The sequence below is a fragment of the Brachybacterium horti genome (genome assembly GCF_054777615.1).
In genome coordinates this window covers 537,724-557,192 of the sequence record NZ_BAAHAM010000003.1, presented here as the reverse complement: position 1 = coordinate 557,192, position 19,469 = coordinate 537,724, and the positions used below count along the sequence as shown (strand labels likewise).

The window sequence follows — 19,469 nt, the reverse complement described above, 5'->3', positions numbered from 1 at the left end:
CGCCGGCCGCCGGCCGGGGGTCATGGGACGCCCCGCATCGGGGGACGACGTGGCCGGTCCCACGTCTCACGGCCTGCCGCCCCCCGGGACGCCCCGAGTAGCATCGGTGCATGACGAGCGCGGACCCCTTCGGCTTCATCGGACTGACCTACGACGACGTCCTCCTCCTCCCCGGGGAGACGGACATCATCCCCTCCGAGGTGGACACCAGCAGTCGCCTCACCAAGGAGATCTCGCTGCGGATCCCGCTGGCCAGCGCCGCGATGGACACCGTCACCGAGTCCCGCATGGCGATCGCCATGGCCCGCCACGGCGGCATCGGCATCCTCCACCGCAACCTCTCGATCGAGGACCAGGCCCACCAGGTGGACCTCGTCAAGCGCACCCAGACCGGCCGCATCACCAACCCCGTCACGATCGGCCCCGAGGCGACCCTCGAGGACTTCGACGCCCTGTGCGGCCAGTACCGCGTCTCCGGCCTGCCCGTCGTCGACGAGGGCCTGCGCCTGCTGGGCATCTGCACCAACCGCGACCTCCGCTTCATCCCCGTCGCCGAGTGGGCCACCACCAAGGTCGGCGACGTCATGACCACCGAGCTGTTCACCGCGCCGAGCGACGTCTCCCACGAGGACGCGACCGCGCTGCTGCGCAGGAACAAGCGCGAGCGCCTGCCGCTCGTCGACGAGCGCGGCATCCTCACCGGCCTCATCACCGTGAAGGACTTCGTGAAGTCCGAGCAGTTCCCCGACGCCTCCAAGGACGGGCAGGGCCGCCTCCTCGTCGGCGCCGGCGTCGGATTCTTCGGCGACTCCCTCGAGCGCGCGGGCGCCCTCCGCGACGCCGGGGTGGACGTGCTCGTCGTCGACACCGCGAACGGCCACGCGCGCCTCGCGCTCGAGATGATCCGCCGCATCAAGGGCGACCCGGCCTTCAAGGACGTCCAGGTGATCGGCGGCAACGTCGCCACCCGGGCGGGCGCGCAGGCGCTCGTGGACGCGGGCGCGGACGCCGTGAAGGTCGGCGTCGGCCCCGGCTCCATCTGCACCACGCGCGTCGTCGCCGGCGTCGGCGTCCCCCAGGTCACCGCGATCCACGAGGCCTCCAAGGCCACGAAGCCCGCGGGCGTCCCGCTGATCGGCGACGGCGGCCTGCAGTACTCGGGCGACATCGCCAAGGCGCTCGTCGCCGGCGCGGACACCGTCATGCTCGGCTCGCTGCTCGCGGGCACCGAGGAGTCCCCGGGCGAGGTCGTCCTCGTGGCGGGCAAGCAGTTCAAGGCCTACCGCGGCATGGGCTCGCTGGGCGCCATGTCCTCGCGCGGCAAGAAGTCCTTCTCGAAGGACCGCTACTTCCAGGCCGACGTCGACTCCGACGACAAGATCGTCCCGGAGGGCATCGAGGGCCGCGTCTCCTACAAGGGCCAGCTGCGCTCCGTGATCCACCAGCTCGTGGGCGGCCTGCACCAGACCATGTTCTACGTGGGCGCGCAGGACATCACGCAGCTCAAGGAGCGCGGTCAGTTCGTTCGCATCACGCCGGCGGGCCTCAAGGAGTCCCACCCGCACGACATGGCCGCGATCATCGAGGCGCCGAACTACACGGCGCGCTGAGCGGGCCTCCCCGCTGAGTCACTCCGCCCGCTGGGCGGGATCCGCCTCGGTGTGCTCGTAGCCGATCAGCCAGAGCACACCGAAGCGGTCCCGCACCTGCCCGTCGGAGGCGCCCCAGGGGCGACGCTGCAGTGCGTCGACCACCTCGCCGCCCTCGGAGAGCGCCGCGAACCAGGTGCGCAGCGTCGTCGGCTCCGCCGCGCCCAGGAGCGCCATCATGAGCCCGCGGGAGGCGAACACCTCGTCCCGCGGGGTCGCGTCGGAGGCGCACACGTCGACCGCGCCCCGCAGCTCGCCGTGCGCGATCGCGTGCGCGGGTCCGTCGGTGCGGGAGAAGTCCTCGTAGGTCGCGAGCACGAGCTCCCCGCCGAACACCCGCTGGTAGAACTCGAGCGCCTCGCGCGCGGTGCCGGGCAGGTGCAGATACGGGGTGGGCGCAGGCATCGTGATCTCCTCGGGGAGCGGGGGCAGGCGTCCCGTGATCATTCCTCCCCAGCGCGGCGCCGTCCACCGCCCCGTCCGGTGCGGGCGTGGACGGTCGGTTCCGGTGCATAGGCTGAGGGCATGACGACGGACACCGCCTCCCCCTGGATCGACCGGCCGCTGCTCGGCTTCGACACCGAGACCACCGGCACCTCGACGAGCGAGGACCGCATCGTCACCGTCGCCCTCGTCCATTCGGTGGGGCAGGGCCGGGAGAACGAGACCGTCGCGACCTGGCTCATCGACCCCGGTGTGCCGATCCCCGAGCAGGCGGCCGCGATCCACGGCATCAGCACCGAGCACGCCGCCTCCCACGGCATGGCGCCGGCTGCGGCCCTGGAGGAGGTCGCCGCGCTCATCGCGGAGTCCCTCGCGAAGGACGTCCCGCTCGTCGCCTTCAACGGCGCCTTCGACGTGCAGATCCTCGAGAACGAGCTGCGCCGCCACGAGCTGCCGACGGTCGCCGAGCGACTGGGCCATGACGTCGCCCCGCTCGTGGACCCGCTGGTCATCGACCGCGGCGTGGACCGCTACCGCAAGGGCAAGCGCAAGCTCGTGGACCTCCTCGACGTCTACGGCGTGCAGCAGGACGGCCGTCTCCACACGGCCGACGTCGACGTCTCCTCGACCCTCGACGTGCTGCGCGCGATGGTCGCCAAGCACCCGCAGCTCGGCGAGTCCTCCCTCGAGGAGCTGTTCCGCCAGGAGATGGAGTGGCACCGCGAATGGGCGGAGAACTTCATCGGCTACATGAAGAAGCAGGGCAAGACGGTCGACGTCAGCACGACCTGGCCGCTGTGATCCCGGTTCCGGGCCGCGTCGCCGGTAGACTCCTCGCGTGATGAACGAGATCGAGATCGGCCGGAACAAGCGCGGGCGCCGCAGCTACAGCTTCGACGACGTGGCGGTGGTCCCCTCCCGGCGCACGCGCGACCCCGAGGACGTCTCGACCGCCTGGCAGGTGGACGCGTACCACTTCGACATCCCCATCTTCGCCGCCCCCATGGACTCGATCATGTCCCCCGAGGTCGCGATCGAGCTGGGGCGCCTGGGCGGTCTGGGTGTGCTGGACCTCGAGGGCCTCTGGACCCGCTACGAGGACCCGACCCCCCAGTACGAGCGCATCGCGACCGCCTCCGAGGCTGAGTCCGTGCAGGTCATGCGTGAGATCTACAGTGAGCCCGTGAAGGGTGGGCTGATCCGCGACCGGATCGCGCAGCTGCGTGACGCGGGCGTCACGGCGGCCGGCTCGCTGTCCCCGCAGCGCACGCAGGAGCACTGGAAGACGGTCGTGGACGCGGGCGTGGACCTCTTCTTCATCCGCGGCACCACCGTCTCCGCGGAGCACGTCTCCTCGGACCGCGAGCCGCTGAACCTCAAGCGATTCATCTACGAGCTCGACGTCCCCGTCATCGTGGGCGGCTGCGCGACCTACACCGCCGCCCTCCACCTCATGCGCACGGGCGCCGCGGGCGTCCTCGTGGGCTTCGGCGGCGGCGCCTCGCAGACCACCCGCGAGACCCTCGGCATCCAGGTGCCGCTCGCGAGCGCGGTGGCCGACGTCGCCGCGGCCCGCCGCGACTACATGGACGAGTCCGGCGGCCGCTACGTGCACGTCATCGCCGACGGCGGCCTGGGCCGCTCGGGCGACCTCGTCAAGGCGATCGCCTGCGGCGCCGACGGCCTCATGGTCGGTGCGGCGCTCGCCCGCGCCGAGGAGGCCCCGGGCCGCGGCCACCACTGGGGGAGCGAGGCCCACCACCCCACGCTCACCCGCGGCCACCGCGTCGAGGTGGGCACGGCGGCGCCGCTCGAGCAGATCCTCTTCGGCCCCTCGATCTCCGCGGACGCGACGACGAACCTCGTGGGCGCCCTGCGCCACGCGATGGCCACCACCGGCTACACCGAGCTCAAGGAGTTCCAGCGCGTCGAGGTCGTCACCACGGCCTGAGCCGGCACGAGGAAGGAACCGACGCATGGAGCACAGCACGACGCTCACCCGGGACGGCGTGCGCCTGCGCCCGCTGCGCGTCGAGGACGCCCCGGCGTTCCGCGCGCTCGTGGACGAGGAGAGCTGGGCTGGCATGTCCTCCCCGCTGCCGGCGAGCGACGAGGCCATGGCCGAGCATCTCGCGGGCATGATCGCGGCCCCGGCACAGCTCGCCTTCGCCGTGGAGCAGGACGGCCGACTCGCGGGCCGCACGACCCTCTACGAGCTCGTGCCGGGACTGCGCGTCGAGATCGGCAGCACGATCTACGCCCGGGACGTGTGGGGCACCGAGGTGAACCCCACCGCGAAGCTGCTGCTGTTCACACACGCCTTCGAGGAGCTCGGCGTGGGCCGCGTCGCGCTGCGCTGCGATCACCGCAACACCCGCTCGCACCGAGCGATCGCCCGGCTCGGCGCCCGCTTCGAGGGCACGCTGCGGGCGTTCCGCCGCGCGGCCGACGGCACCGTCGCCGACGTCGACTACTTCTCGGTGCTGCGCTCGGAGTGGCCGGCGGTGCGGCAGGGGCTCGAGGCGCGGCTGCGCCCGGCCGAGCCCGTGCCGGGCATCGCCTGAGTCGGCTCAGGGTCGCGAGGAGCGCACGCGCGCCACGATTCCCCAGATGAGCAGGGCGATCGCGACCAGGCCCAGCAGCACCGGGATCAGCAGACCGACCACGAGCCCCACCAGGGTGCTGCCGAACCCCATCTCGCCCACGGCCACGTCGCTCACGCCCTGGCACGCGACGTCCACCTGCTGCGAGCTCGTCACCGTCACCGTGCCGACGCTCTCGTACGCGGCGCCGTCGACGGTGACCGGCATCCCCGAGGTGCTCGCGTCCCACTCGACGTCGCTCCCGGTCACCTCGCACGAGGCGGAGGCGGCCTCCCCCGCGGGAGCGTAGACGAAGATCATCGAGGAGGATGAGGTCTCGATCCTCGCGGTGGTGCCGCCCGCGCTCGTCGCGTCCACGTTCAGCACGGCGAACGCGGCGACCACGATGCTCGCGAGGAGCGGCATGACGACGAGCCCGATGAGGTTCGCGAGGATGCCGAGCGCGCCGAACACGATCCGCTTCATGCCGCGCTTGCGCGGTGGCGGTGCGTACGAGCCGTTGCCCGGGGCGGAGGGGTACGGGCTGGGTGCAGGGTAGGACACGGCGGGCTCCTCGAGGGTGCGGGACGGATGCTCCCAGCCTAGAGGAGCCGCAGGTCGGGGCCGACCTCCTTGTGGACGGCGGGCCCGCCCGTGCCGTGTCAGCGGGCGGAGCGCGCCACCTCGAGGGACTGCTGCGCGATCGCGAGCTCCTCGTCCGTCGGCACGACGAGCACCCGCACCGCGGAGTCCGGGCCGGAGATGGTGCGCACGCCCTTCTCGCGCCGCGCGTTCGCCTCGGGGTCCAGCACGATACCGAAGGTCTCGAGGCCCTCGAGGGTGCGCTCGCGCACCTCCGGCACGTTCTCCCCGATGCCGGCGGTGAAGGCGATCGTGTCCAGGCCGCCCAGGGTGAAGGCGTAGGATCCCACGTACTTGCGCAGCCGATGCACGTAGACCCGCATCGCGAGCTCCGCCCGCTCGTCCCCGGAGCGGATCGCGGCGGTGATGTCGCGGAAGTCGTTCATCCCGCACAGGCCCTGCATGCCCGAGGACTTGTTCAGCAGGGTGTCGATCTCGTCGATGCTCATGCCCGCGCTGCGGGACAGGTGGGCGTACACCGAGGCGTCGATGTCGCCGGTGCGGGTCCCCATGACGAGGCCCTCGAGCGGGGTCAGGCCCATGGAGGTGTCCAGCGGCGCGTCACCGCGCACGGCGGAGGCGGAGGCGCCGTTGCCGAGGTGCAGGACGATCTGGCGCAGATCGGTGACGTCCGTCCCCTCGGAGGCCAGCAGCGCGGAGACCTGCTCGGAGACGTAGCGGTGGCTCGTGCCGTGCGCGCCGTAGCGACGGATCCGGTACTCGGTGGCGACCTGCGCGTTCAGGGCGTAGGTGCGGGACTCCTCCGGCAGCGCGGTGAAGAAGGCGGTGTCGAAGACGGCCACGTGGGGGATGTCCGGCAGCAGCTCGCGGGCAGCGTCGATGCCCTGCACCGCGGCGGGGTTGTGCAGCGGGGCGAGGGCGCCGAGGTCCGCGATCTGGTTCCGCACCCAGGAGTCCACGAGCTGCGGGGTGGTGAAGCGGGCGCCGCCCTGGACGACGCGGTGCCCGACGGCGACGACGTTCGCCTCCTGGAGGCTCATGCCGGCGTCCTCGAAGAGGCCGGTGACGACCTGCATCGCGACCTTGTGGTCGGGGACCTCACCCGCGTAGGGCTGTCGGAGGTCGCCGGCCTCGAGGTGCGCCTGGCCGCGGTCCTGGCCGATCCGCTCGACGATGCCGGAGGCGTGGACCACCTCGGCGACGGGGTCCAGGAGCTGGAACTTCAGCGAGGAGGAGCCGGAGTTCAGCACCAGGACCGTCGCGGCGTCCGGGACGCCGGGGAGGCGGCCGCCGGCGTCGGACCGAGGAGCGGAGGAGGCGGGGGAGGCGGGGGGAGTCATGCGGTCTCCTTCGGGGAATCGGCCGGGGCCGGGCTCTCGTCGGCTGCCTGCGCCTGGATCGCCGTGATCACCACGGTGTTGATGATGTCGTCGACGAGCGCACCGCGGGAGAGGTCGTTGACGGGCCTGTTCAGGCCCTGCAGCACCGGCCCGATCGCGATCGCCCCGGCGGAGCGCTGCACGGCCTTGTACGTGTTGTTGCCGGTGTTGAGGTCCGGGAAGACGAACACCGTCGCGCGGCCGGCGACCGCGGAGTCCGGGAGCTTCGTGCGGGCCACGGAGGCGTCCACCGCGGCGTCGTACTGGATGGGCCCCTCGACGTCGAGCTCGGGGGCGAGCTCGCGCACCAGGGCGGTCGCCTCGCGGACCTTGTCGACGTCGGCCCCGCTGCCGGAGGTGCCGGTCGAGTAGGAGAGCATCGCGACCCGGGGCTCCACGCCGAAGCGGCGTGCGGTCTCCGCGGACTGCAGGGCGATGTCCGCGAGCTGCTCCGCCGTCGGATCCGGGTTCACGGCGCAGTCGCCGTAGACGAGCACCCGGTCCTGCAGCGCCATGAGGAACACGGAGGAGACGATCTTCGCGCCGGGCTTCGTCCGGATGATCTCGAAGCTCGGCCTGATGGTGTGGGCGGTGGAGTGGACGGCGCCGGAGACCATGCCGTCCGCCTGGCCCGTCTGCACCATCATCGTGCCGAAGTAGGAGACGTCCTGGACCTTCTCGCGGGCCTGCTCGAGGGTCACGCCCTTCTTCGCCCGCAGCCGCGCGTACTCGGCGGCGAAGGACTCCACGAGCTCCGGGTCCTGCGGGGAGACGATCCGGGCCTCGGAGATGTCGTGGCCCAGCTGCGCCGCCCTCGCCCGGATCGCGGTCTCCTCGCCGAGCAGCACGATCCGGGCCACGCCGCGCGCGAGGATCGACTCCGCCGCGGCCAGGATGCGCGGCTCGTCGCCCTCGGGCAGCACGATCGTCTTCTTCTCGCCGCGGGCCCGGGCGAGCAGCTCGAACTCGAACATCATCGGGGTGACGACCTCGCTGCGCGTGACCTCGAGGGCGGAGAGCACGGCGGAGGCGGGGAGGTGCTCGGCGACAGCGCGGCGGGCCGCGTCGAGCTTCTGCGGGCTGTCGCCGCTCAGCCGGCCGCGGGTCCCGGCGACCTTCACGGCGGTGTCGAAGGTGGAGAGGTCCGTCGCGATGATCGGGAGGTCCTGCTGCACGCCCTCGATGAGCCGGTGCACCGCGGGCGGGATGTCGTAGCCGCCGGTCAGCACGATCGAGGAGAGCGCGGGGAAGGTGCCGGAGTGCTGCGCGAGGATCAGCCCGGGCAGCAGGTCGTAGCGATCGCCGGGGGCGACGACGGTGCAGTTCTCGGTGAGCCGCTCGAGCACGTTGGGCAGGCTCATCGCGGCGACCACGGTGCCGGCGGAGACGCGGCCCAGCCACTCGGGGCTGCCCTGCAGGAGGGTGCCGGAGACGGCGTCCTTCACCTGCTGCACGGTGGGCGCGAGGATCACGGGGTTCTCCGGGATCGCGGAGACCAGCAGGCCCGGCACGCGGGCGCCCACCGCCTCGCGCACCGCGTCCAGGCTCGCCGGGTCCGCGCGGTTGACGACCACGGCGATGGGGGTCGCGTGATGGCCCGCGAACTCGCCCTGGGCGACCGCGGCGAGCGCGCCCACCTGGTCCGGGCTGCGGTCCATGCCGGAGAGCACGAGGATCACCGGGGCGCCGAGGTTCGCGGCGACCTCCGCGTTGAAGGCGAGCTCGGTGGGGTTCGCGAGGTCGTCGTAGTCCGAGCCGAGCACCACGAGCAGCGAGTACTTCGCGGAGAGCTCGCGGTGGCGGCGCAGGATCTCCTCCTGCGCGGCGTCCGGGTCCGCGAGCACCTGCTCGTAGTCGACGCCGACCGCCTCCTCGTAGGGCTGGTCCACGGCGGGATGCGCGGTCAGCAGGCTGACGGCGTAGTCCGGTGCGCCCGCGGACTTCACCACGGGGCGGAAGACGCCCACCCGCTCGGAGCGGGAGGCGAGGGCTTCGAGGAGACCGAAAGCCACGATGGACTTCCCGGTCATCCCCTCGGGGCTGGCGACGTACACGCTCTGGGACACGGGCTCACCCTACGGCGGGGACGGCGCGGTGGGGAGGCCGGAGGTCCCGTCCGGGTGTCCGTGATCGGTGCACGGGGCCGACGGCGGTGAGGAGGGCCACCTCGTCCCGGCCGCGTCCAGCCGCGGCTCCTACGATGTGGGCATGCTCCGTGCCGCCCTGCGCCCCCGCTCCCTCGGGATGCTCGCCCTCATGGTGGCGGCGACCGTCGCGTGCGGCATGCTCGCGGGCTGGCAGTGGGACCGTGCGCACCGGGCGATCACCGAGCGCACCTCCGCCCCGGCGGAGCTCGGCGACGTGCGCGACGTGCTCGAGATCGGCGGCGTGGTCACCAATGACGACTCCGGCGGCCTCGTCACCGCGACCGGCACCTACGACGCCTCCCAGCAGATCCTCGTGGGCGGGCGGCACATCGACGGGACGGACGCCGCGATCGTCGTCACCGCCCTTCACCTGACCCTGGCCGACGGCTCCGAGGCGCTGCTGCCCGTCGCCCGCGGCTGGGTCGCGGCGGAGGACGTCACCGGGGCCGACGGCGAGCTCGACCCCGCCCTCGCCCCCGCCCCGCCGAGCGGCGAGGTGACCGCGACCGGCCGGCTCGAGGCGAGCGAGGCCGCGACCGACGGCGTCGAGGACGGCATCGCCTCGGAGATCTCTACCCCGCTGCTCGTGAACGAGTGGGGCAGCCCCATGTACGCGGGCTACGTCGCGCAGACCTCCGCCGCGGAGGGCCTCGAGCCCATGCCGGAGGCCGAGTCCGCCTTCTCCCGCGGCCTGGACTGGCAGAACATCGGCTACGCGGCCCAGTGGATCGTCTTCGGCGTCTTCTTCCTGTACCTGTGGTGGCGCACCGTGCGCACCCACCACCTCGACGAGCAGGAGGCGCAGCGGGAGGCCCTGCGCGCCGCCCTCGACGAGGTGACCCCGCGTCCCGCCCCCGGTGCGGACGCCCCGACCCCCGCCGGCGCCCCGGGCGCCGCCCATCCCCAGGAGGACGCCGATGCCGGCACCCCGCCCGCTCGATGAGGTGCAGGTGCGCACCTCCTTCGCCCGCTTCCGGGTCGCCTCGATCGTCGAGGGCTGCGCCCTGCTCGTGCTCTGCGCGATCATGATCATGCGCTACCTCGTCTACGGGGGGACCTCCCACACCTGGGAGCAGGTCTCCTCGGTGTGGTCCCCGATCCACGGCCTCATCTACATGGTCTACGTGATCCTCGGCTTCGACCTGTGGCTGAAGATGCGGTGGGCGCTGTCGCGCATGCTGCTGCTCATGCTCTTCGGCGTCGTGCCGGTGCTGTCCTTCTTCGGCGAGCGCTGGACCCACGAGTCGGTCGAGCGGGAGCTCGCCCGTCGGCCCACCCTGCAGGACGGCGAGCGCTGAGCTCCCGCGCTCGGTGAGACGAGCACCGCTCGTTGAGACGAGCGCCCCACGGGACGCGGGCGCGCCCGGGGTGCCGCGGCCCGTAGACTCTGCCGGGTGACCGACACCGACCAGCGCCCCGTCCTCGTCGTCGACTTCGGCGCCCAGTACGCCCAGCTCATCGCACGCCGCGTGCGTGAGGCGCGCGTCTACTCCGAGGTCGTCCCCCACACCATGGGTGTGCAGGACGTGCTCGCGAAGCAGCCGCGCGCGATCATCCTCTCCGGCGGCCCGTCCTCCGTGTACGTCGAGGGTGCGCCGCGCCTGGACCCGGCGCTGCTCGAGGCGGGGATCCCCGTACTCGGCCTCTGCTACGGCTTCCAGTCGATGGCCGCGGCCCTCGACGGGACCGTCGCGCCGACGGGCGTGCGCGAGTACGGCGCCACGCGCCTCGAGGCCCTCGACGGCGCCTCCGAGCTGCTGCGGGACCAGGACCTCGAGCAGAACGTGTGGATGAGCCACGGTGACTCCGTGACCGAGGCCCCGGCGGGCTTCCGCGTGGTCGCCCGCTCGCAGGGCTCCCCGGTCGCCGCCTTCGAGCATCCCGAGAAGCGCCTCTACGGCGTGCAGTGGCACCCCGAGGTGGGCCACAGCGACCGCGGCCAGGAGGTGCTCGAGAACTTCCTGCACCGCGGCGCGGGCATCGAGCCCACCTGGACCACCGGCAACGTCATCGAGGAGCAGGTCGAGCGGATCCGCGCCCAGGTGGGCGAGGGCACCGCGATCTGCGGCCTCTCCGGCGGCGTGGACTCCGCGGTCGCCGCCGCGCTCGTGCAGCGCGGGATCGGTGACCGCCTCACCTGCGTGTACGTGGACCACGGGCTCATGCGCCAGGACGAGTCCGCGCAGATCGAGAAGGCCTTCGGCGAGTCCACCGGCGGCGCCCGGCTCGTCATGGTCGACGCCGAGGAGCAGTTCCTCACCGCGCTCGCCGGGGTCACCGACCCCGAGGAGAAGCGCAAGATCATCGGCCGTGAGTTCATCCGCTCGTTCGAGGGCGCCCAGGCGGAGATCCTCCGTGAGCAGGGCGTCATCCAGGGCGACCACGCCGAGGCGAAGACCTTCCTCGTGCAGGGCACGCTCTACCCCGACGTCGTCGAGTCCGGCGGCGGCGAGGGCGCGGCGAACATCAAGAGCCACCACAACGTGGGCGGCCTGCCGGAGGATCTCTCCTTCGAGCTCGTCGAGCCGCTGCGCGCCCTGTTCAAGGACGAGGTCCGCGCCGTCGGCTCCGAGCTGGGCCTGCCGGACGAGATCGTCTGGCGCCAGCCCTTCCCGGGCCCGGGCCTCGGCATCCGGATCATCGGCGAGGTCACCAAGGAGCGCCTGGACGTGCTGCGCAAGGCCGACGCGATCGCCCGCGCCGAGCTCACCGCCGCCGGCCTGGACCGCGACATCTGGCAGTGCCCCGTCGTGCTCCTCGCCGACGTCCGCTCCGTCGGCGTCCAGGGCGACGGCCGCACCTACGGCCACCCCGTCGTGCTGCGCCCCGTCACGAGCGACGACGCGATGACCGCGGACTGGGCGAAGGTCCCCTACGAGGTGCTCTCCCGCATCTCCACCCGCATCACCAACGAGGTCAGCGAGATCAACCGCGTCACCCTCGACATCACCTCCAAGCCCCCGGGCACCATCGAGTGGGAGTGACGGCGCGGCCCTGACGCGCCCGCCCCCCGCAATGGTCGATTCCGTTCCAGATCCGCCGGCGATCCGGAACGGAATCGGACCTCTTTGCATTCGGGCGCCTCGTCGACCGCGACCCGGTCGCGCAGCTCGACGACCTGTTCGCGATCGCGCAGCGCCACGGATGCGGGATCGACCTCCAGCTGCATGCCGGCGGTGAGCTAGCTCTGCTCTTTCGATGACGAGATGATCAAGGACCGCACGCGTCACAGCGGGCTCACGGGGCGGCGGGACGTGGCGCACGGCTCCGCGCTCGGCCGTCTGCCCGCGGCGCGGCGGGAGGAGCTGCTCGCGCAGTTCGCGGAGCACCGCGACCGGGGCCGGGCGGTCGTGGAGGACGGCGCGCTGGCCGTCTGAGCCGCGCTCAGCCCTCCGGCGGCTCGAGCAGCCGGGAGGGGTGGGACGCGGCCCGCGCGTGCCAGGTCTGCGTGCGCTCGAAGGCCCGGAAGCCCATCGCCTCGTAGAGGCCGTTCGCCCCGGTGGGGGAGTCCGCGTCGACCTCGAGCTCGAGACGGGCGCGGCCGCGCTCGGCGGCGTCGCGGAAGACGGCGTGCAGCAGCGCCTTGGCCACGCCCCGGCCGCGGGCGCTGCGGTGCACCCCGAGGTACTCGAGATAGGTGCCCTCGCCGAGGTCGCCGCGGGGCGCCTGGCGGGCGGCGACGAGACCGCCGGCGGGCAGCCATCGGCCCTCCCTTTCGACCTCGGCGATCCACCAGTGGTCCCAGTCCGCCTCGCGGGGGTCCTCGACCAGGCGCTGCACGAACTCGGCGAAGGACTCCCGGTAGGACCCCCAGTGGTCCGCGAAGGACTCCTCGAGCATGCGGTGCACGGTGGTGACGTCCTGGGCGACGGGCAGGCCCGAGGGGTGTCGGTGCACGCGCCGCACCCGTGTCCCCTCGCGAGGGGCGGGCAGGTCGGTCGCCTCGGCGGGGTCGACGGGGCGGCGCATGTGCAGCCAGGTGCGCACGTGGGTGAAGCCGGAGGCGGCCAGCAGCGCCGAGCGGTCCGTGTCCGTCTCGGTGACGGAGGCGTCCAGCCAGGTGGCCTCGACCCCGCGGTGGCGGGCGAAGGAGCCGCCCACCTCGCGGGCCCAGGCGAGCAGGGCCGCGGCGAGCTCCGCCCGGCGGGGCAGGTCGCGGGCGAGCACCCACTGCAGGTCGGTGCGGCCGCTCGCGCGGTCGGCCAGGGCGATCCAGCCCACCGGCTCCGCCGTGTCGCCCGCTCCGTCGGGCACGACGACGACCTGCCGGCGGGAGAAGGAGCGCAGCCCCACGAGCCGCGAGCGCAGCGAGTCGGCGGTGACCTCGGCGTCGGGGGTGTGGGTGCGCTGGTCCGCGGTGACCAGGGCGTCGAGCGGTCCTACGTCCGCCTCGACGGGAAGGCGCGAGGTGAACCCCGCGGGCAGGTCGGGCGGGAAGTGGTCGCGCAGGAGCATCCGCCCATGGTGGCACGGCCGTGCCTCGGAGGCGCCCCGGGACGACCACGGCCCCCTGCCGCGAGGGCAGGGGGCCGTGGGGGGAGCGGGGCGGACGCCGAGGTGCCGTCCGCGCCCGGGGTCAGCGCTCGGCGGGTCCGTCCGCCCGGTGCGAGTGCCGCTCCTCCGTGTCGACCACGCGGATCTCACCGGTCGTCGTGACCGACCCGCTCGCGCCGATCGCCGCGAGGGCGCCGGTCGTGGTGTCGCGGAACTCGTGCGTCTCCTCGACGGTCGCCGTCGCGTCCTGCTCGTGGAGCGTGTCGCGCAGCGGCATCTGCTTGATGAACAGCGAGAGCAGCAGCGCGGCGATCACGAAGGGCAGGGCGGTGAGGAACACGTCGTGCATGGCCTCGCCCATGCCGGTGCGGATCGGGTCCACGAGGAACGCGGGGAGCTTCGCGAGGGCCGACGGGTCCAGCACCGCGGCCTCGAGCTGGGAGGCGTCCAGCCCGCCCTGCTGCTGCAGGGCCGCCATCTGCTCGGCGGGGAGCTTCGCGAGCTGCTCGGGGATGGCGGTGGCCATCTGCGCGGTCATCACGGTGCCCAGCACCGCGGTGCCGATGGTCGAGCCGATGTTGCGGAAGAACTGGATCGCGGCGGTCGCGATGCCCAGCTCGCGCTGCGCGACGGCGTTCTGCACGACCAGCGTGTACACCTGCATGCACAGGCCGAGCCCCAGGCCGATCACGATCATCGCGAGGGTCAGGTGCCACTGCGAGTCGCCGTACTGCAGGTTCGCCAGCAGCAGGTAGCCGCCCACGAGCACGAGTCCGCCGAGGATCAGGAAGGGCTTGTAGCGGCCGGTGCGGGTGATGAGCAGGCCCACCACGATCGAGGTGACGATCATGGCCACGGACAGCGGGATCAGGATCGCGCCCGAGTTCGTGGCGGAGACGCCCATGACGCCCTGCGCATAGACGGGGATGTAGATGATCGCGCCGAACATGGCGACGGTGATCGCGAAGGACGCGCCGACGGAGAGCGCCACGATCGGGCGGCCCAGCAGGTGCATGGGCAGCAGCGGCTCTGACACGCGGGTCTCGATGATCACGAAGGCGGCGAGGAACACGGCGGCCACGGCGTACATGCCGATGATGGTCGCGGAGCCCCAGTCGTAGGTGTTGCCGCCCCAGGTGGTGGCGAGCAGCGCGATGACCAGGCCCGGGGTGAGGGTGAGGATGCCGAGGTAGTCGACCTTGCCGTGCTGGCCGGAGACCGGCAGGTGCAGGAAGCGCAGGATGAAGCCGAAGGCGACCACGCCGATGGGCAGGGTCAGGTAGAACAGCCAGCGCCAGCCGAAGTTGTCGGTGACGGTGCCGCCGATGAGCGGGCCGACCACGGAGGTCACGCCGAAGACGGCGCCCATGATGCCCTGGTACTTGCCGCGCTGGCGGGGCGGGATGATGTCGCCGATGATCGTCTGGGACAGCGGCATCAGGGTGCCCATGCCCAGGCCCTGCACGGCGCGCGCGAAGACCAGGAACCAGAAGCCCTGGGAGAGGCCGGCGAGGATCGAGCCGATCATGAACACGGCGAGGCCGCCGAGGTAGAACCAGCGGCGCCCGTAGAGGTCGGACAGCTTGCCGACGATCGGGACGGCCACGGCGGAGACCAGCATCGCGGCGGTGGCGATCCAGCTGTAGTGCTCCACGCCGCCGAGCTCGGCGACGATGCGCGGCATCGCGGGGCCGACGATGGTCTGGGAGAGGGAGGCCACGAACATGCCGAGCATGAGGCCGACGAAGACGAGCTTGCCCTGCCGGTCGAGGCCGGTGAAGGCGGTCTGGGGTTCGGCGCCGGAGCCCGGCGCCTGGGGGGTGGATGTGCTCACGGATACCTCGGAGTGATGGACGGTGGACGGATGGTGAGGGCGCGCGCGGACGCGCCCGGCGGTCGCAGCACGCCCTCGGGCCCGACCGGAACATGCTAGCCAACTGTTGCATTCACTGCACTATTGCACTGAGTGCAGTTTTTGTGAGATGGCGGACCTACGATGGACCCCGTGACCGACACCCGCACCCCGACCGACACCTCCGCGGCCGCCCCCGCCTGCGAGGAGCTCGGGCTGCGCGAGCAGAAGAAGCGCCAGACCCGCCTGGCCATGCACCGCGCCGCCCTCGAGCTCGTCGCCGAGCACGGGCTCTCCGCGGTCACCGCGCAGATGATCGCCCAGCGCGCCGGCGTCTCGACCCGGACCTTCTTCAACCACTGGTCCACCAAGGAGTCCGCCATCCTCGGCGTCGTCGGGGACGAGGGGCAGCGGGCCGTCGCCTCGCTGCGCGAGAAGCTCGACGTCATGACCGTGCGCCAGGCGCTGCACTCCGTCATGCGCGAGGGCATCGCGAACATCCCCGTCGACCCGGAGCTGCGCGAGCTCAAGAAGACCGTCATGGCCAAGGAGCCCTCGCTCCAGCTGATCTCCACCGGCAACCTGCAGGCCATGCAGGCGGAGCTCGTGGACGTGCTCACCGAGGCGCTCGACGGCGAGGACGCCCGCGATCACGCGGTGATCATGGTGCAGGTCGGCTTCGCCCTCACCCGCAGCGCCTTCGCGATCTCCATGCGCCGCGGCATCGACCTCGTGCGCTCCTTCGACCAGGTCGTCGCCCTCTACGAGCGGGACGACCTCGACATCTGACCGCAGCGGCCTCAGCGCAGCAGGCGCCCCGTGCCGCCCGTCCAGCCGCGGCCGTCGGCCAGGCGCTCCGCGACGCCCTGCTCGAGGCGGGTGCGGCGGGGGAGCGAGGCCGGGTCCACGGGCGGGCGCTGCCCGAACACGAAGAACAGTGCCGCGTCGTCCATGCGGGTGCGCTCGAGCATCTGCCAGAGCGCGGCGAAGCGCGCGAGGTTCGAGGTGGGTCCGGTGACCTCGGCGAGCTCCTCGCTCAGCAGCCAGGAGTCGCACGTGAACTCGTGGCCGAAGGCAGGCTCGTCCTCGGCGCGACCGGCGCCGAGATCGGCGTAGTGCTCTGAGAAGTAGGCGGTGGCCGCCGCGAAGGAGGCCTCGACCTCCGCGGGGTCCAGCGGCCCGGTCGCGGGGATGTGCGTGCCGACGACCCAGCGGGAGGGCTCGTCCGGTGAGGTCCGCTCGGCGCCGGTCGCGAGCCGGGCGACCCGCCGTTGCGAGAGGTCGAACTGGAGCCGGCCCAGGTGCACGAGGCGCCCCGCCCAGTTCCCGCTCACCCAGCTCAGCTGGTGCAGGCCCAGGCGGCCGGTGCCCGCGCGGTGCACGCGCATCTGCTGGCCGAGGTCCGCGAGCACGTGCCACGACTGCTCAGGGGTCAGCCCGCGGGCGGCGTGCCAGGCCCGCACGGTCGAGGTCGAGACCAGCAGGGCGAGGATCGGCACGAGGCCCTCGCCGGCGGCGAGGCGCTGCTGGAGGGCGTCGTGGCGGGACTTCTCCGTCTCGAGGTCCACGGCGGGCACCTCGAGGCCCGCGCCGGCGCGCAGACGGTTCGCGAGGGCGGTGACCTCGGTGAGGATCTCGCCGTCCGCCGCGGCGGCGTCGAGCAGCGCGGGGAGCTCCGCGGCGTCCTCTCCCGTGATCCCGAGGTGGTCGAGGAGGGTGGGGCGCGAGGGGGCGGTGAGCATGACGCGCACGGCGGCGGCCTCGAGCTCGTCCTCGGCGTGCAGGGCGGTGGGCGCGGGCGACGTCATGGGGACACGCTAATGGGTGACGGGCGCCACGGTGGTTACGATCACGGGGTCCCGTCCACCAGCGCCGTCCCCCGGCGACCAAGGAGCCCTCGATGACCGCCACGCCGCAGGATCCCTCCGCCCCTGCCACCCCGCCCGCCGCCGGCTCCGAGGAGGCGCAGAAGGTCCGCGACGCGTACGCCTTCGAGGGCGGCCGCATCCACCTCGGCGCGATGCTCGACGGCGAGGAGCCCGACCCCTCCGTCCCCGTGAACCTCGCGGTCTCCATGCTCAACCGCCACGGTCTCATCGCGGGTGCGACCGGCACCGGCAAGACCCGCACCCTGCAGGTCATCGCCGAGCAGGCCGCGCACGCGGGCGCGGCCGTCTTCGTCGCCGACATGAAGGGCGACCTCTCCGGCATCGCCGTCCCCGGCACCGCCTCGGAGAAGCTCACCGCGCGCGCCGCCGCCCGCGGCCAGGAGTGGGTCTCCCGCGCCGCGCCGACGGAGTTCTTCTCGCTCGGCGGGCAGGGAGCGGGCGTGCCGATCCGCACCACCGTGAGCGACTTCGGCCCCGTGCTCATGGCGAAGGTGCTCGAGCTCAACGAGACCCAGGAGTCCTCGCTGGGCCTGATCTTCCACTACGCGGACTCGAAGGGCCTGGCCCTGCTGGACCTCAAGGACCTGCGCGCGCTCATCCAGTTCCTCACCTCGAAGGAGGGCAAGGGCGAGCTCCAGGGCATCGGCGGGATCTCCTCGGCGACCGCGGGCGTCATCCTGCGCAGCCTCACCGCCTTCGAGGCCTCCGGGGCCGACGTCTTCTTCGGCGAGCCGGCCTTCGACACCCAGCAGCTGCTGCGCACGAAGGACGGCGCGGGGATCATCTCCTGCCTCGAGCTGCCCGGCGTCGCGACGCGGCCCGCGCTCTTCTCGACCTTCATGATGTGGATGCTCGCGGAGCTCTACCAGGAGCTGCCCGAGGTGGGCGACCAGCCCGTCCCCAAGCTCGTGTTCTTCTTCGACGAGGCGCACCTGCTGTTCAAGGACGCCTCCAAAGCGTTCCTGGACCAGGTCGTGCAGACGGTCCGCCTGATCCGCTCGAAGGGCGTGGGGATCTTCTTCATCACCCAGACCCCCAAGGACATCCCCTCCGAGGTCCTCGCCCAGCTCGGCAACCGGGTCCAGCACGCCCTGCGCGCCTTCACCCCGGACGACGCGAAGGCCCTCAAGGCGACCGCGAAGACCTTCCCTACCTCGAGCCACGATCTCGAGGAGGTCATCCCGGCGCTCGGCACCGGCGCCGCGATCGTCACCGTCATGAGCGAGGACGGTGCCCCCACGCCCGTCGCGATCACCGCGGTGCGCGCCCCCGAGTCCTCGATGGAGCCCGCGGGCGCGGAGGTCATCAACGGGATCGTCGCCGCCTCCCCGCTGCAGGCCGAGTACGGCACCCCGGTGGACCGCGAGTCCGCCTACGAGATCCTGCAGAAGCGCGCGGCCGGCGCCCCGGAGGCCGGTGCGGCCGACGGCGCACCCGCCCAGCAGGGCCGGGCCGCGGAGCCCGAGGCCGAGCCGGCCGCGAAGGCGAGGAAGAAGAAGGAGGAGGGGGTGCTCGACAACCCCGCCGTGAAGTCCTTCCTCCGCTCGGCGGGCACCGTCCTCGGCCGCGAGATCAGCCGCTCCCTGTTCGGCACCCGCAAGCGGCGCTGAGCCGCCCCGGACACGACGGCGCCCTCACCCCGGAGCGGGGTGAGGGCGCCGTTCGCGCGGAGCGCTCAGCTCACTTCTTGCCCTGGTTGGCGACGGCCTCGGCGGCGGCCTTCGCGGCGACCGGGTCGAGGTAGCGGCCGCCCTTCTCCACGGGGGAGAAGGACTCGTCGAGCTCGTAGACCAGCGGCTGGCCGGTCGGGATGTTCAGGCCGGAGATCTCGTCGTCGGAGATGCCGTCGAGGTACTTCACGAGCGCGCGCAGCGAGTTGCCGTGCGCCGCGATCAGCACGACCTTGCCGGAGACGAGGTCGGGCTTGATGCCCTCCTCCCAGTAGGGGAGGAAGCGCTCGACGACGTCCTTGAGGCACTCGGACTTCGGGAGCTGGTCGCCGAGGTCCGCGTACTGCGGGTCCTGGTCCTGCGAGAACTCGGAGCCGAACTCGATGGGCGGCGGCGGGGTGTCGTAGGAGCGGCGCCAGGCCATGAACTGCTCCTCGCCGTACTTCTCCCGGATCTCGGTCTTGTCCAGGCCCTGCAGGGCGCCGTAGTGGCGCTCGTTCAGGCGCCAGTCGCGGCGCACGGGGATCCAGTGACGGTCCGCGGCGTCGAGCGCGAGGTTCGCGGTCATGATCGCGCGGCGCTGCAGGGAGGTGTGCACGACGTCCGGGAGGATGCCGGCCTCCTTGAGGAGCACGCCGCCGCCGGCGGCCTCCTCACGGCCCTTCTCGGTGAGGGCCACGTCGACCCAGCCGGTGAACAGGTTCTTCGCGTTCCATTCGCTCTCGCCGTGGCGGAGCAGCACGAGTGTGTAGGTCATGCC

18 protein-coding genes are annotated in these 19,469 nt (G+C 72.5%); 10 read left to right on the top strand and 8 right to left on the bottom strand.

Features of this window, described 5'->3' with window-relative positions; all coding sequences use genetic code 11:
* Positions 1-110: 110 nt before the first annotated feature.
* Positions 111-1,610: an IMP dehydrogenase gene (gene guaB, locus ACYVAP_RS11975; protein WP_498860791.1), complete on the top strand. Its 1,500-nt coding sequence runs from the start codon at positions 111-113 to the stop codon at positions 1,608-1,610.
* Positions 1,611-1,628: 18 nt separating this feature from the next.
* Here the strand turns inward: guaB and ACYVAP_RS11970 are convergent, their stop codons facing one another.
* On the bottom strand, positions 1,629-2,054 hold the full coding sequence (locus tag ACYVAP_RS11970; protein WP_264451008.1) for a VOC family protein: 426 nt from the start codon (positions 2,052-2,054) through the stop codon (positions 1,629-1,631).
* A gap of 120 nt (positions 2,055-2,174) precedes the next feature.
* Between ACYVAP_RS11970 and ACYVAP_RS11965 the strand changes: the two genes are divergently transcribed.
* From ACYVAP_RS11965 to ACYVAP_RS11955, 3 genes are read left to right on the top strand one after another with little or no spacing between them, the layout of a single operon-like run.
* On the top strand, positions 2,175-2,894 hold the full coding sequence (locus ACYVAP_RS11965; RefSeq protein WP_498860790.1) for a 3'-5' exonuclease family protein: 720 nt from the start codon (positions 2,175-2,177) through the stop codon (positions 2,892-2,894).
* A 40-nt stretch (positions 2,895-2,934) separates the two neighbouring features.
* The gene (locus ACYVAP_RS11960; protein WP_498860938.1) at positions 2,935-4,044 is read left to right on the top strand and encodes a GuaB3 family IMP dehydrogenase-related protein; all 1,110 of its coding nucleotides are present in this window, start codon (positions 2,935-2,937) and stop codon (positions 4,042-4,044) included.
* A gap of 25 nt (positions 4,045-4,069) precedes the next feature.
* On the top strand, positions 4,070-4,657 hold the full coding sequence (locus ACYVAP_RS11955; protein ID WP_498860789.1) for a GNAT family N-acetyltransferase: 588 nt from the start codon (positions 4,070-4,072) through the stop codon (positions 4,655-4,657).
* Positions 4,658-4,663: 6 nt separating this feature from the next.
* On the opposite strand, the gene ACYVAP_RS11950 is transcribed toward ACYVAP_RS11955, so the two are convergent.
* The 3 genes from ACYVAP_RS11950 to pta form a co-directional block, all read right to left on the bottom strand.
* Positions 4,664-5,239, bottom strand: a complete 576-nt coding sequence (locus ACYVAP_RS11950; RefSeq protein WP_498860788.1) for a hypothetical protein — start codon at positions 5,237-5,239, stop codon at positions 4,664-4,666.
* A gap of 98 nt (positions 5,240-5,337) precedes the next feature.
* Positions 5,338-6,618, bottom strand: coding sequence for an acetate kinase (locus tag ACYVAP_RS11945; protein WP_498860787.1), 1,281 nt, complete (start codon positions 6,616-6,618; stop codon positions 5,338-5,340).
* Positions 6,615-8,723, bottom strand: a complete 2,109-nt coding sequence (gene pta / locus ACYVAP_RS11940; protein WP_498860786.1) for a phosphate acetyltransferase — start codon at positions 8,721-8,723, stop codon at positions 6,615-6,617. The genes ACYVAP_RS11945 and pta overlap by 4 nt, the downstream gene beginning before the upstream one ends.
* Before the next feature lie 142 nt (positions 8,724-8,865).
* Here pta and ACYVAP_RS11935 point away from each other — a divergent pair, with 142 nt between their 5' ends.
* The 4 genes from ACYVAP_RS11935 (at position 8,866) to ACYVAP_RS11920 (ending at position 12,181) form a co-directional block, all read left to right on the top strand.
* The gene (locus ACYVAP_RS11935; RefSeq protein WP_498860785.1) at positions 8,866-9,747 is read left to right on the top strand and encodes an SURF1 family protein; all 882 of its coding nucleotides are present in this window, start codon (positions 8,866-8,868) and stop codon (positions 9,745-9,747) included.
* On the top strand, positions 9,722-10,102 hold the full coding sequence (locus ACYVAP_RS11930; protein WP_498860784.1) for a DUF3817 domain-containing protein: 381 nt from the start codon (positions 9,722-9,724) through the stop codon (positions 10,100-10,102). The genes ACYVAP_RS11935 and ACYVAP_RS11930 overlap by 26 nt, the downstream gene beginning before the upstream one ends.
* Before the next feature lie 96 nt (positions 10,103-10,198).
* Positions 10,199-11,788, top strand: coding sequence for a glutamine-hydrolyzing GMP synthase (guaA, locus tag ACYVAP_RS11925; protein ID WP_498860783.1), 1,590 nt, complete (start codon positions 10,199-10,201; stop codon positions 11,786-11,788).
* 222 nt (positions 11,789-12,010) lie between these two features.
* Complete coding sequence (locus ACYVAP_RS11920) at positions 12,011-12,181, top strand: hypothetical protein (RefSeq protein WP_168198122.1); 171 nt, start codon at positions 12,011-12,013, stop codon at positions 12,179-12,181.
* 7 nt (positions 12,182-12,188) lie between these two features.
* Here ACYVAP_RS11920 and ACYVAP_RS11915 read toward each other — a convergent pair whose 3' ends face one another.
* The gene (locus tag ACYVAP_RS11915) at positions 12,189-13,259 is read right to left on the bottom strand and encodes a GNAT family N-acetyltransferase (protein WP_498860782.1); all 1,071 of its coding nucleotides are present in this window, start codon (positions 13,257-13,259) and stop codon (positions 12,189-12,191) included.
* Between the two features lie 121 nt (positions 13,260-13,380).
* Complete coding sequence (locus tag ACYVAP_RS11910) at positions 13,381-15,132, bottom strand: MDR family MFS transporter (protein ID WP_498860781.1); 1,752 nt, start codon at positions 15,130-15,132, stop codon at positions 13,381-13,383.
* Between the two features lie 171 nt (positions 15,133-15,303).
* On the opposite strand from ACYVAP_RS11910, the gene ACYVAP_RS11905 reads away from it, so the two are divergent.
* Complete coding sequence (locus tag ACYVAP_RS11905; protein WP_498860780.1) at positions 15,304-15,939, top strand: TetR/AcrR family transcriptional regulator; 636 nt, start codon at positions 15,304-15,306, stop codon at positions 15,937-15,939.
* A gap of 11 nt (positions 15,940-15,950) precedes the next feature.
* Here ACYVAP_RS11905 and ACYVAP_RS11900 read toward each other — a convergent pair whose 3' ends face one another.
* The gene (locus tag ACYVAP_RS11900; protein WP_498860779.1) at positions 15,951-16,958 is read right to left on the bottom strand and encodes an acyltransferase domain-containing protein; all 1,008 of its coding nucleotides are present in this window, start codon (positions 16,956-16,958) and stop codon (positions 15,951-15,953) included.
* A gap of 92 nt (positions 16,959-17,050) precedes the next feature.
* Between ACYVAP_RS11900 and ACYVAP_RS11895 the strand changes: the two genes are divergently transcribed.
* A complete protein-coding gene (locus tag ACYVAP_RS11895) occupies positions 17,051-18,649 on the top strand; it encodes a P-loop NTPase family protein (protein WP_498860778.1) in 1,599 nt (532 codons plus the stop codon).
* A 70-nt stretch (positions 18,650-18,719) separates the two neighbouring features.
* On the opposite strand, the gene ACYVAP_RS11890 is transcribed toward ACYVAP_RS11895, so the two are convergent.
* A complete protein-coding gene (locus tag ACYVAP_RS11890) occupies positions 18,720-19,466 on the bottom strand; it encodes a phosphoglyceromutase (protein WP_137771420.1) in 747 nt (248 codons plus the stop codon).
* Positions 19,467-19,469: the final 3 nt, after the last annotated feature.

Coding starts and splice junctions, on each gene's coding strand:
- ACYVAP_RS11890 (WP_137771420.1), bottom strand. CDS start 19,466: ATGACCTACACACTCGTGCTGCTCCGCCACGGCGAGAGCGAATGGAAC.
- ACYVAP_RS11965 (WP_498860790.1), top strand. CDS start 2,175: ATGACGACGGACACCGCCTCCCCCTGGATCGACCGGCCGCTGCTCGGC.
- guaB (WP_498860791.1), top strand. CDS start 111: ATGACGAGCGCGGACCCCTTCGGCTTCATCGGACTGACCTACGACGAC.
- ACYVAP_RS11915 (WP_498860782.1), bottom strand. CDS start 13,259: ATGCTCCTGCGCGACCACTTCCCGCCCGACCTGCCCGCGGGGTTCACC.
- ACYVAP_RS11945 (WP_498860787.1), bottom strand. CDS start 6,618: ATGACTCCCCCCGCCTCCCCCGCCTCCTCCGCTCCTCGGTCCGACGCC.
- ACYVAP_RS11895 (WP_498860778.1), top strand. CDS start 17,051: ATGACCGCCACGCCGCAGGATCCCTCCGCCCCTGCCACCCCGCCCGCC.
- ACYVAP_RS11900 (WP_498860779.1), bottom strand. CDS start 16,958: ATGACGTCGCCCGCGCCCACCGCCCTGCACGCCGAGGACGAGCTCGAG.
- ACYVAP_RS11930 (WP_498860784.1), top strand. CDS start 9,722: ATGCCGGCACCCCGCCCGCTCGATGAGGTGCAGGTGCGCACCTCCTTC.
- ACYVAP_RS11960 (WP_498860938.1), top strand. CDS start 2,935: ATGAACGAGATCGAGATCGGCCGGAACAAGCGCGGGCGCCGCAGCTAC.
- ACYVAP_RS11970 (WP_264451008.1), bottom strand. CDS start 2,054: ATGCCTGCGCCCACCCCGTATCTGCACCTGCCCGGCACCGCGCGCGAG.
- ACYVAP_RS11935 (WP_498860785.1), top strand. CDS start 8,866: ATGCTCCGTGCCGCCCTGCGCCCCCGCTCCCTCGGGATGCTCGCCCTC.
- ACYVAP_RS11920 (WP_168198122.1), top strand. CDS start 12,011: ATGATCAAGGACCGCACGCGTCACAGCGGGCTCACGGGGCGGCGGGAC.
- ACYVAP_RS11955 (WP_498860789.1), top strand. CDS start 4,070: ATGGAGCACAGCACGACGCTCACCCGGGACGGCGTGCGCCTGCGCCCG.